This is a genomic window from Aquirufa rosea (assembly GCF_004118285.1).
Lineage (GTDB): Bacteria > Bacteroidota > Bacteroidia > Cytophagales > Spirosomataceae > Aquirufa > Aquirufa rosea.
The window spans coordinates 299006-311427 of the sequence record NZ_SDHY01000004.1; the positions used below are offsets into that span (position 1 = coordinate 299006).

A 12422-nucleotide genomic window follows, 5' to 3' on the forward strand; every position below is an offset into this window, starting at 1 on the left:
AATCCTACTTCTATGTTCATCATTGATGATTACCTAACAGCGGTTTTATTATGCGTGGTCACCATGCTTTGTTGGGGTTCTTGGGCAAACACCCAAAAGCTCGCTAGCAGTCATTGGCGTTTCGAATTGTTCTATTGGGACTATGCTTTGGGTATTTTGATTTCGTCAATTTTATTGGCTTTTAGTTTGGGGAGTGTGGGTGATGAAGGACGAAGTTTTATGCCTGATTTAAACCAAGCAAGTCAAGAAAACCTTTTTTCAGCATTTCTGGGAGGAGTAATATTTAATGCTGCTAACATTTTATTAGTAGCTGCCATATCCATTGCTGGCATGTCGGTGGCCTTCCCGGTAGGCATAGGAATTGCTTTGGTGTTAGGTGTTTTAGTGAATTATTTGGCTTCGCCACAAGGCAATCCACTCTTGATATTGGGTGGGGTTGCGCTGATATCTTTAGCTATTATTTTGAATGCGAGAGCTTACAAGCAATTGAATGAAGGAGCAGAAAAATTATCCACCAAAGGATTGATTTTGTCGGTAATTAGTGGATGCTTAATGGGCCTATTTTATAAGTACGTGGCAGCTTCCATGGCCACCAATTTTGTTGATCCTGAAATGGGTAAGTTAAGCCCTTATACAGCTTTAGTTCTATTTTCGGTCGGTATTATGGCCAGCTCATTCGTATTCAATACTTGGCAGATGAAAAAACCGTTTTCGGGCGAAGCCGTTTCCTTTCAAGAGTATTTTCAAGGATCTTTTCAAGATCATCTGATGGGTATATTAGGAGGTGGAATTTGGTTTATCGGCATGGCACTGAGTATTTTGGCATCCGAAAAAGCAGGCCCTGCCGTGTCCTATGGCTTGGGTCAAGGTGCCACGGTGGTAGCGGCAATTTGGGGCATTTTTATTTGGAAGGAATTTGCCCAAGCTAAGCCTTCTACTCGAATGATGCTTAATTGGATGTTATTATTTTATATTGTCGGGTTGGCATTGTTGATTGTGGCGAAGTAGCGATTTTATGTTGATTTGTTAGGACCAGGTATAATTTTACCTATTGCTTCATCGTATTATAACCTACAAGATTATTCTGGCATGAAGCATTTGATTTTTCTTATTGGTATTGGAATGGTTTTTTTATCTTGTAGAAATTCTTCTACAGATCTTATAGACCCATCTGACCTTAAGATTAAAGCCGGATACATTTGTGGATGGGGTTCAGGGATAGACACCTTGGAGATTACGAACCAAACAGTAAGGTATGTGTATTATATTCCTCGTCAATCCATGCAGGCACAAATTTCCAAAACTAGGAAACTGTCTGATCAGGAATGGGTAGATATTAGGAAGGCGCTTAATTGGTCCCAGTTTAATTCATTATCATATAAAACCTGTAACGTCTGCTTTGATGGTTGTGATGAGTGGATAGCTGTTCAAAATGGGGCTTTATCTCATCAAATCACCTTCACCCGAGGATTGAAAATTGACACCATTAATGCGTTACAAGCTAAGTTAGCTCAGTTGAAAGCAGAATTTGCCCCATGAGTTTTTTAAGCGATTAATATGCTGATTAATTCATTTTTACTTTGATAAATTATTTGGAGCTCAAAAACAATTGATGAGCAAAGGGGGTGAATGCTGTTATATAAACCGAAGGTGCTTGTGCAAAAGCTAAGGCTCCTCTAAGGTGAATGTTTTTATGCTCAGCTCTACCTGGTCCAAAGCGTATGCTATCATCACCTAGGGTGTATTTTCCTTCAGGTTCTTTCAATAAATAGGTATTGTTTTCTTTTCCACTAGGGATAACACCTTCGAAACGGCCATCGCCGCGGAAAATCAATTCCAAACTTACCGGCACACCATCGGTGCCTTTCATGTGGATATCAATCATCAATCCTCCATCCCTTTCTTTTATTTGAATTCGGGTTTCCAGATATTGAACTTCACTTTGCTGCCGATTACTTCGAGGCATTTTTTCCCAATCTCCATCGGGAGCGATTTGCTCTTTTTGATGCGGTTGAAAATAAGGGCCATCTAGTTTCTGCTGCAGCACCCAGGTGTCTCCATCCTGCTGGATTTCATGGGATTGAAACTGGCCTTTACCAAAAAAAGAAGCCGCCAAGCGAAGCCCCTGCAAAGTAGCATTTCCATGCTGGAAAGTTAAGAAATTGGGATTATTGACTAGAATGGTAGAATCCCATCGATTTCTTCTGATTCTAAGGATGCCAGAGTAGGGGAAAGACTTAACATAATTGATCGGAATGTTGTTTCCTTCAGGTAATTCTTGCCATAAAAATGGCTCTTCCAGAAAGTTTTCAATATGTGTACCAATTCTTGGGAAATAAGCTTTTTCAATCAGTCGGCACATTGCCGCAAAGCGAGGATTTTTATCTAGGATAGCCAGGTAACGGTAGCCATAATAGTAATTCTCAAACATGCTGATTCCTCCTTTGTCTTGTCGGTTTGAAGCATCAGTTACTACCTCCATGTTAGGATGAACATAGTACAAAGTCATTTCTAGATTTTTTCGAATGACATCCAGAAGTTCTGGTTTTTTAAATACTTGGTAAACGGCTAGGAGGGCTTTGTTGATAATGGCAGAATATATACCCGCACTTTTTTCGGTATATTGTCCATCGGGATCTAGGTCAATATGCTCTTGGAGCCATTGTTCTGCCCTTGCTTTGTATCTTGGGTCAGGCCAAATTTTGTAAAGATGGGCCAAAGCTCCCGAAACTACCCAGCGATGATTGGGTGTGTGAATTCCGCCTACAATCAGTGATTCCCCGCAACGCTTTAAAAATGTTTCTAAGGGTTTCATGAGGGAAGTATAGCGATTATCAGCATTATTTTTTTGTAATAAAAGATAGGCTACACTCAGTTTTTCAACCACAAAAGCTGTGTCTGGTGTGGAGTGAAAATTGGTACTTAATAAATCAATGGTCCCATCAGCATGTTGCATCTTCAAAAGGCATTGACAGGCTTGTATGGCCTTTTCTACATGTGTTTGGGATTGGTAAAGGCTAGACTCTGGACTGGTAACCGCACAGGCTACTTTTACGATATAATATCCCGTGGTTTGAGGATTGGGAATATCGTCCCCGTCTCGGAAACCACCCAAATAGCGGTGTTGGGTTTCGCTAATTCTCAGAGCCTCATAACGTGAAAAGTCTTGATCATTTTGGTGAATGATTTTGACTAGCCAAGCAGGCTTTTCCTCTTTTAAATGGCTGGCATAGGCCCAATTTGTCCAGGATAGAGCTCCCATGCTCATAGCTCCTATATGCACAAACTTTCTTCTTTTCATGCGCTTATTTTTGGCGAGAGATTTTTTGGTATTCTAGGGCAAACATGATGAAAGAGCCAATGCCGAAACCCTGACCTTCTACGATGGGCCTGCCATAATAATAATCTTTCATGCCAACACAGGTTCCGCCTGAGACTCTGCTTGGACATAAATAGGGGCCTTTGGGTTGAACAAGGCTGTGTTTTTTCAGACCTCGATAGGCTAAATCTATGGAAGGTAAATATTCCTGGGCTTTTAGGATTCCTAATTCTATGCCTTTGGCCATGGAATAGGCAAACATGGCGGTACATGAACTTTCTTCCCAGTTTTTGGCATCTTGTGGATATAACAGGAGTTGGTACCAATGCCCTGTTTGTTTATTTTGTAAAGAGGGTAAGGTATGCATCATGGCTAAGAATTCATTTTTTAGTGGTTCATAGTAGTTTGACTTGGGACTAATGCTACTTAGCACATCCACTAAAGTCATAGCGACCCACCCGTTGGCACGTCCCCAATATTCACTACTTTTTCTAGTCTTTTTATCAGGCCAGCCGACTACACTGCAGCCATCATCATAATCTTGGTCATCGTCATCCAAAGCATGTACCCAAAGTCCAGTGGTGGGATTAGCGAGTGATTGGCTATGAGATTTAATTTGGCTGTAAACATGGGCCAAATATTTTTCCTCTCCGGTGGCGCGGTACATTTCCATGAGAAACATTTGGAGCATATAGACTGTATCATCCCATAACTCTACGGTTTCTGTTCTATGGGAAATTCCGCCGTTTTTTGATCTTGGGGCATTGAGGTAATCTTGATAAATGGCCTGTGCTTTTAGTTTGTATTTTTCCTCTTTAGTGACACGAGCCAAAAATGCCATTCCAATTCCTGATGCAATAGCATTTGGATGTTTTCCGTTAGCCACATCGTAGGTTTTATCCATGGCTGTTCGGATATACTGCAGGTATTTGTACTTCTCATCGGTAGGTTTTGTTTCGTACAAATGAATCAATGAATTAAGAAATGTCGCCTGTCCCCAATCCCATGTATATTTTTCAGCGGGCATATAAACTTCTCGACCGTATCGATCTAGGGAATCTATCCAAGTTTGCGCTTGCGTGCTGGAAAAAGTTAGGTAAAAGAAAATGCTGAGGAATACAATTCTTCTCATCGCTTAATCATCGTTTAAAAGGTTTAGAGCATAAAAAAGGGAAAATGTTGGATTAATTCTCCAACATTTTCCCATCAATATAATTATTTAAATCCTTAATTCTGTTTAACAAACTATATAAATAGTTATATGAGATAGATTGTTAGGATTTCTTTCTTTTTTTCATGACCAAACTATCCGCAGGATAATGAGCTTTGAGACTATCCATTTGTGCCTTTGCCCAGCTAATTAACACTTCTCTTTGTTCTTGGCTTAGATTGGCTTCTTTATGTAGGCCAAAGTAGGTGTAAGATTCTAGTGGCATTTCTTTTTCCTCCACTGTTTCAACGATTTCTTCCAGCTTATGATTCTGCACCGCGATAGGTAATTTGGTAAAACTTGACAGGTTCAAATGCTTTTTCCCATCATTGATGTGGTGTGTTAAGAAAAAGCCAACGGGTTGGAAATTGGAATACCAAGGGTAGGTACTTTTATTGGAATGGCAGTCGTTGCAAGCTACTTTCAGGATTTGATTCACATTTTCTGGGACTAGGTATTTAGTCGAGATGGAATAGGTCTCATCATTGGATTCATTTTTTTCCTGGTGAATGAATTGAATCCCAACTAAGATGATAATTAGGGCTAAGAGGATTTTCTTTTTCATGAATTTTAGGGATAAATATGTGGCCTAAATTTTTATTTAATGAATTTAAGCATTGTTTTCTTTTTAAAATACGGTAGGTGCTTAAATCTTTTACTATTTTGTGCATGCCTGAGAGAATAATATGTCCCTAGGTACGTTGTCAATTCATAAATTTCTCTGGATTTTCTGTTAATCGGTTTGTGTCGAGAAGTTGACAAATTTAGATATTTGGCTAAATTAATAAATACAGTAATTAAAATGACCCCATGTCTATTCAATTAAAAGGAATCATTCATTGGATACAGATTTAAGATCAATTTGGTGTGCCAAATCCAGGGATTTTTCTTAGATTACCATGACAACCCCAAATGACATTTTCATATGCCAAATAAAAACATAAATAGAAATAATTCATTTTTAAAGGATATCCTGCTCATTATTACAGGTATTTTTTCTGCTTCATTTGGTTTTAAAGGGTTTTTATTGACGAATCATTTCATTGATGGTGGAGCTACAGGTATCTCTTTATTGTTGACGAACGTTACGAAATTGCCACTTGCTTTTTTATTGATCATCATCAATATTCCTTTTGTCCTTTTGGGATTGCGGGTAATGGGTAGGACTTTTGCCATTAAAACAGCCTTTGCTATTTCGGGTCTAGCGGCTGTGGTGGCCTTTATTCCCTTTCCAGATGTGACGAGTGATAATTTATTGGTGGCTCTTTTTGGTGGCTTTTTTCTAGGAGCGGGAATTGGATTAACTATTCGTGGGGGAGCGGTGATTGATGGAACCGAGGTTTTAGCCATTTATTTAAGTAAGCGTTTGGGGACCACTATTGGGGATATCATCATTGGATTGAATGCCTGCATATTTTTGGCCGCAACCTATTTTTTATCGGTGGAAATAGCTCTCTATTCCATGGTGACATATTTATCAGCCTCTAAAACACTGGATTTTTTCCTTGAAGGTTTTGAAGAATATATGGGAGTTACCATTATTTCTACCAGACATGGCGCAATCAAAGATATGATTCAAAAAGAATTGGGTAGAGGATTTACCGTATATTCTGGAAAGAAAGGGTATGGGAAAAAGGGTGAATCAGAGCATGTCGATATAGTATATACGATTGTTACCCGATTGGAGTTAAATCGATTGAATAATGCCATTGAGCAAATTGATAAGGATGCTTTTGTGGTGATGTCTAGCGTTAAGGATACCAAAGGTGGTATGATAAAACAACGCCCATTAAAGCATTAACAGGATGCTTCTGTTTTATGGCTAATTGTTCGAAGTCAGGATCTTTGGAAGATTTTTAAATACCTTTTTTTGGGCCATAAAAAAAGGAATAAACTTACTATTTTGAACGAATCAAAAACAGAAAGAAACTCCTTTTTCGTTTGTCATGAAGAACACGGAGCAAGTCCGGAACACGGAGTAGTCCGTGTTTGCTGATCAAAATTATATTTTATGTTTTGAATCACATTCAAATAGTCTAAAAAATGTATGTGCTTCATGACAAATGTCAAGATCAGGTCTAGGTCAAATCAACTTTTATGAGCGTATTCTTGGGCTAAACGACTAAATGTTTCAGGTCTCATTCCTAAAAATTCAGCGATGTATTTATTCGGTATTCTGTTGATACTTTCCGCGTATCCTGATTGTAAAAAAGCCTCATACCGTTCTTTAGCATTGGGTATTCGGGAAATATACACCCTTTCTTCAGCTGAGACAAGGTAGAATTCGAACAAGGATCGATAGATGATTGACATGTCTGGAAAGTGTTTCAAACAGTATTGTAAATCATCGTAATGTAATGCTTCTGTTTGGGTGGCCTCCAAAGCCTGAATGTTTTCTTTACAAGGAGTTCTCATGAAAAAGCCTGAAACGGAGGTGAATACATGATTTTCCCAATCTACCCATTGTGTAATCTCTTTGCTTCCGTGCTTATAAAACCCTCTTACTAGTCCTTTTTTAATCAAATGTAATTCATGGAAGGGTTCTCCTGCCTGACAAATCATTTCACCCTTTTTGAAATTATAGCTTCTCATGTGGGCAGAGAAGTAGTCCTTCAGGTCCTTAGAGATGGGAATGATGGAATTAAAAAAAATGAGACTGTATAAATTTTTAGGAGTAGGATGGCTCATATTATCAATGGACCGTATAGGTTTTTTAAAATCTACAGTACTTTAAAAGCAAACTGTTTTAAAGTAAGAACTAATTATTCTAAATAAAAAAAGATTTGAACAGATTTTTCCATAAATAAAAAAACGAGGACCATGAGCCCTCGTTTTTTTTTGATTGATGAAATCCTTACTCTCTAATTAGAGGTTCTATTGATAAATACATAAGATGAGATATTTGGTTTAGCACCAAAGAAATCAACAATGTAATAGTAAACCCCATCAGGGAGTTTTTTATCTAAGGTAAATAGATTGTTAGGAGAGCTTTCTCCACCCCAATCGTTTTTATAATTTTCAATCTCGAAAACTAAATCACCCCAGCGATTATAGATGGACAATCTATTCTGGTAATTGAATATTCCAGGAATGATCAATTTGTCATTTAATCCATCCCCATTAGGAGATATACCTTGTGGCACAAAGGTGTTACAAGTATCAGGATCTAAACGATTTGGTATACCATCTTTATCACAGTCTGGCATAGCTCCATAATTTAAATCATCCTCCAAAAGATCTGGTATGCCATCGTTATCATCATCTGGGTCTAGATAATCATAGATTCCATCTTTATCGGTATCTAATGGGCTGAACAAGCTACTTCCAGCGCCAGCACTATCTGGGGTACCATCGTTATCACTATCTAAATCGCGGAAATCTGGAAGGCCATCTCGATCAGTATCCACAGGATTATTAGGATTTTTCCCTACTTCAATGATATCAGGAATGCCATCATTATCACTATCTAAATCGCGGTAATCTGGAATACCATCTTTATCAGTATCGATAGGTTTGTTTGGATCCGCTCCAGCTTCCACTTTGTCAGGAATGGAATCATTGTCAGAATCTAGATCACGGAAATCAAACATACCATCTTTGTCTGTATCATATGGTGTAGCAGGATTTGGCCCTACTTCTACTTTATCAGGAATAGTGTCATTATCAGAGTCCACATCCATATAATCTGGTATACCATCTTTATCAAAATCAGATGGAACCATTGGATCATTTCCAACTTCAAGGCTATCCAATATGGTATCATTGTCTGAATCAGTATCCCGGTAATTGGGAATTCCGTCTTCATCAGAATCTAATGGTTTATTGGCATCAGAACCTAATTCCAAAAGATCCAAAATACTATCATTGTCAGAATCAGTATCCAAGTAATCTGGTTTACCATCTTTGTCGGTATCCACTGGATTATTTGGATCATTACCTGCCTCAAACTTATCAGAAATGCCATCACCGTCCGAATCTGTATCTCTGAAATCGAAATATCCATCTTGGTCAGTATCTATTGGGTTAGAGCCACTGATACCCACCTCAACCTTATCAGGAATACCATCATTATCAGAATCTAAATCAAGATAGTCCTCAATACCATCTTTATCACTGTCTAATGGTTTGAAGCCTACTCCACCACCCTCAATTCGGTCAGGAATACTATCTCCATCTGAGTCAAGATCTAAGTAATCAGCTATGCCATCTTTATCCGTATCAATAGGATTTTTAGGATTAGCACCTGCTTCATATTTATCCAATATACCATCTCCATCAGAATCGGTATCACGGTAATTTGCTAATCCATCTTTGTCAGAATCTAATGGTTCACTTGGATTGCTTCCTGCTTCAATGGCATCCGGAATTCCGTCCCCGTCAGCGTCAAGATCTTCAAAATCTCGAATGCCATCTTTATCTGTATCTATAGGATTATCGCAAGTTACACTCTCTACTTTATCGGGTATTCTATCTCCATCTGAGTCTAAGTCACGGAAATTAGGGATATCATCACCATCCATATCCCCTCCTAGTTCAAGTTTATCGGCTATACAATCATTATCTGAATCTAAGTCTAAGAAGTCAGGAGATCCGTCTTTGTCGGTATCAATGACCGCCACATATTGTCCACGATCATCCCAGCCATCGTCATTATCATCCATTTTATTTTCACAAGTAGCGCACTTGTTTTTACCTTCCCATGCATCTAGAATACCATCTCCATCAGAGTCTAAATCAAGGTAATTGGAAATACCATCTCCATCATTATCCCGATCACGTTCGTCGGAGTCACCTAACCAATCTCCATCTGAATCTTTATCTCTGTAGTTTGGTTTACCGTCTTTATCAGGGTCTCCTGTAAGTTCAACGCTATCGTTGATACCATCTCCATCAGAATCCACATCTAGATAATCAGGAGTTCCATCCTTATCTGTATCTGGAATTGGAGCTGGATTGGATTCAAGGAAATCAGCCAAACCATTTCCATTGGCATCTGGTAAAGAACCATTGATGTCTACCCGGCCATCATAATTGCTATCAATAACCCCGCGAGAACTGTTAGTAGCTTCCCAAGCATCCATGATTCCGTCATTGTCAGAATCCATATCCAAATAATTTGGAGTACCGTCGCCGTCGGTATCTACAGTTCTTTCCATAGAGTCAAGGATACCATCATTGTCCGAATCTAGATCTAAGTAATTGGCATCACCATCTCCATCGGAGTCAATATTCTTTTCAATGATGTCTAAAATACCATCTCCATCAGAATCTGGATCTTGATAATTTGGAATACCGTCACTGTCGAAGTCTTGGCAATTGCCGGTACCTGTGTATCCACCGTAGCACTCCATGTCGTTGGTAATGCCATCCCCATCACAATCTCCCATAAAGTAGCGTTGGTATCCTGCAGATCCTTTAGCAGGTACGAAACCTGGAATACCTCCTACACAGGAGTTCAATGGTGCGGTATCATATCCGTTTGACGTACCATCTCCATCACAGTCTGCATCTTTCCAAGCTTGGGTAGTTTTGGAGATTACTTGGCTAGCTAATAAATATGAGCAAGGATCATTTTTATCCGTTCCATCTTTCTCTTCATTGTCATCAGTCACCCCATCGCCATCAGTGTCGTCTGCCACGACAACAATATTTTCAGCTTTTGTACCAGTTCCCGTACTTGGAGTGAAGGTAAATCCTCCGCTACCAGATCCTCCTTGATAGGTAATTCCTAAAAGAGAGAAGTCTGCTACTCCATTCACAAAGTCGTTTGAACTAGCTAATTTAATGGTACCAGAAAGACCTGTTACACTGCCTGTTAAATTATTCACAACTATGGTAATGTTGTTTTGCGATGCATCAAAATTCGTCACCACATTACCATATTGGTCTAGAGCTTTCAAAGTACCAACCAATGGTTGTCCAACGATTTGCTGCGGTGCTAAGGTTACTTCTAATTTGGTGAATGTAGAATGCACTACTTCCACTTGTAGTTCCCCTTCTTTTGGAGTATTAATGGTTCCATCGGTTGCCGAAATAGTAGCTGTTTCCGCTTTATATAAAATAATACTTGCACTAGCTGTACCGTTGGTGAAGGTTAGATTTACGGTACTTCCAAACTCCGTCATTGTACTCAAAGTGGAATTTAAACTAATGTTGTTGGATCCAGGGGTTTGTACTACTGTGTTCCCTGTTGCCGTGGCATTGATGTTCACTATGGTTGGTGAAGAGCTAGTAGTTTTTTTAGCTGTTTGATTTAGCACGATAACACCACCACTATTAGAACTTGTGTTCACATTTGTAGGACCTACACTTGGCTTATAGGTATCAGAAGCAGCAGTAGCACCCGTGAAAGTAATCGGCTTGACTCCAGCTATGGTTGGAACTACATTATTATATTGGTCATAGGCAAGAATAGTGATTGTTTGGGCAGTACCAGCCTCCTGCCGTGTTAAACCTGTAATGAAAAAGCGATAAAGTGGACCAGGGCTCACTGTAAAGGCATTACTATCTCCCACTTTACCATTTGCATTGGAACCCGCACCTGAACCAGTGGCACGTAAAACTATACCTGATTCGGCTTTATTGTATTTTAAACCTGAAATGGTGATTGAGCTTGTTCCCGATAAAATGGTTCCAGTATAAGTTCCTGCAATGGTTCCAGTACCTGTTTTAACTGTAATGGTGATGGTAGTGTTGGCAGTAGCTAAAACAGCGTTGTTATTATCATCCGTTAAGGTAGCGGTGATCGTTTGATCAGTACCTGCAACATAGTTGTTAATTGTACTTAATTTGATTTTTGAACCCGTTCCTGCACTTACAGCAAAGGCGTTGGAATTACCAATTTTACCATTGGTATTACCTGAGCTAGTACCAGTTGCCTTTATTTCTACCCCAGTTTCTACCTTATCATAGGTAATCCCACTGATGGTAATACTGGAACTTCCACTGGCCAAAGTTCCACTCACTGTACCTCCCAAATTACCTGTTCCTGTTTTTACACTAAAGGTAACAGTGGTAGTCGCATCAGCATTTACTAGATTATTATTGGCATCCACTAAGGTAGCAGTAGCAGAGAATGTGCTATTGGCTATCATGTCTGCAATGTTCGAGATGATAAAGCGGTTAGCACTACCAGCCACTACAGCAAAGGCATTGGAATTGCCTGTTTTACCATTTACATTACCTGAACCCGAACCAGTAGCGGTTAATTCTACCCCTGTTTCTGCCTTGGTGTAGGTAACACCCGAAATGGTTACTGCACTACTTCCCGAAGTGATGGTACCTGTTAAAGTACCACCTAATGTACCTGTTCCTGTTTTACGAGTCAAGGTCACTGTACCATTGGCTGTGGCATTGACAGCATTACCATTATCATCTGTTAATGTTACTGTAACGCTGAACCCGGTGCCAGCAGTTTGTTGCCCGATGTTAGAAACAACTAATTTAGAAGCCGTACCTACACCGGTAGTAATGTTAGAAGTAGTACCCGTTAAGCTAGTATTATCAGTGGCCGTAATGGTAGTCGTAGTACCAGAAACTGTATGTGAAGTAAATGTTACAGTAGCAGTACCGTTGGCATCGGTTGTACTAGTTGCCGAAGAGAAAGAACCATTGGCATCGCTCTTGGACCAAGTGATGGTTTTACCCGAAGTGCTTACTGGGTTATTGTTGGCATCGACTAATTGAGCGGTGATGGTTACGGTACCCCCAGCGGTAGGAGAAGAAGAGCTGCTTGTTACGATGTATTTGCTAGCTGCTCCAGCTACTACGGTAAATGCATTGGAATTGCCTGTTTTACCACTTACATTACCTGAACCTGAACCAGTAGCGGTTAATTCAACTCCTGTTTCTGCCTTGGTGTAGGTTACACCCGAAATGGTTACTGCACTGCTT

General features: G+C 39.6%; 8 protein-coding genes. 3 read left to right on the plus strand and 5 right to left on the minus strand.

Annotated elements, in window-relative coordinates; genetic code table 11:
* Positions 1 to 12: 12 nt before the first annotated feature.
* Positions 13 to 1008 carry a GRP family sugar transporter gene (locus ESB04_RS08465; protein WP_129027295.1) on the plus strand — a complete coding sequence of 332 codons (996 nt, stop codon included), beginning with the start codon at positions 13 to 15 and terminating at the stop codon, positions 1006 to 1008.
* Between the two features lie 81 nt (positions 1009 to 1089).
* Positions 1090 to 1539 (plus strand): hypothetical protein, encoded by a 450-nt coding sequence (locus tag ESB04_RS08470; RefSeq protein ID WP_129027296.1) that lies wholly within the window; start codon positions 1090 to 1092, stop codon positions 1537 to 1539.
* Positions 1540 to 1588: 49 nt separating this feature from the next.
* Here ESB04_RS08470 and ESB04_RS08475 read toward each other — a convergent pair whose 3' ends face one another.
* The 3 genes from ESB04_RS08475 to ESB04_RS08485 all read right to left on the minus strand — a co-directional run bounded on the left by ESB04_RS08475 (position 1589) and on the right by ESB04_RS08485 (position 5094).
* A complete protein-coding gene (locus tag ESB04_RS08475; RefSeq protein WP_129027297.1) occupies positions 1589 to 3301 on the minus strand; it encodes a hypothetical protein in 1713 nt (570 codons plus the stop codon).
* Positions 3302 to 3305: 4 nt separating this feature from the next.
* Positions 3306 to 4451, minus strand: coding sequence for a glycoside hydrolase family 88/105 protein (locus ESB04_RS08480; protein WP_129027298.1), 1146 nt, complete (start codon positions 4449 to 4451; stop codon positions 3306 to 3308).
* Positions 4452 to 4593: 142 nt separating this feature from the next.
* Entirely contained in the window at positions 4594 to 5094 is a 501-nt protein-coding gene (locus ESB04_RS08485; protein WP_129027299.1) for a heme-binding domain-containing protein, read from the minus strand.
* A gap of 360 nt (positions 5095 to 5454) precedes the next feature.
* Here ESB04_RS08485 and ESB04_RS08490 point away from each other — a divergent pair, with 360 nt between their 5' ends.
* Positions 5455 to 6330: a YitT family protein gene (locus ESB04_RS08490; RefSeq protein ID WP_129027300.1), complete on the plus strand. Its 876-nt coding sequence runs from the start codon at positions 5455 to 5457 to the stop codon at positions 6328 to 6330.
* Positions 6331 to 6617: 287 nt separating this feature from the next.
* Here ESB04_RS08490 and ESB04_RS08495 read toward each other — a convergent pair whose 3' ends face one another.
* Complete coding sequence (locus tag ESB04_RS08495) at positions 6618 to 7217, minus strand: Crp/Fnr family transcriptional regulator (RefSeq protein WP_129027301.1); 600 nt, start codon at positions 7215 to 7217, stop codon at positions 6618 to 6620.
* A 173-nt stretch (positions 7218 to 7390) separates the two neighbouring features.
* On the minus strand, positions 7391 to 12422 hold a 5032-nt coding region (locus ESB04_RS08500; RefSeq protein WP_205749493.1), incomplete at its 5' end, for a T9SS type B sorting domain-containing protein.

What these genes read in the sequence shown, in the direction of transcription:
- ESB04_RS08465 (WP_129027295.1), top strand. Translation starts at nt 13, where the DNA reads ATGTTCATCATTGATGATTACCTAACAGCGGTTTTATTATGCGTGGTC.
- ESB04_RS08470 (WP_129027296.1), top strand. Translation starts at nt 1,090, where the DNA reads ATGAAGCATTTGATTTTTCTTATTGGTATTGGAATGGTTTTTTTATCT.
- ESB04_RS08475 (WP_129027297.1), bottom strand. Translation starts at nt 3,301, where the DNA reads ATGAAAAGAAGAAAGTTTGTGCATATAGGAGCTATGAGCATGGGAGCT.
- ESB04_RS08480 (WP_129027298.1), bottom strand. Translation starts at nt 4,451, where the DNA reads ATGAGAAGAATTGTATTCCTCAGCATTTTCTTTTACCTAACTTTTTCC.
- ESB04_RS08485 (WP_129027299.1), bottom strand. Translation starts at nt 5,094, where the DNA reads ATGAAAAAGAAAATCCTCTTAGCCCTAATTATCATCTTAGTTGGGATT.
- ESB04_RS08490 (WP_129027300.1), top strand. Translation starts at nt 5,455, where the DNA reads ATGCCAAATAAAAACATAAATAGAAATAATTCATTTTTAAAGGATATC.
- ESB04_RS08495 (WP_129027301.1), bottom strand. Translation starts at nt 7,217, where the DNA reads ATGAGCCATCCTACTCCTAAAAATTTATACAGTCTCATTTTTTTTAAT.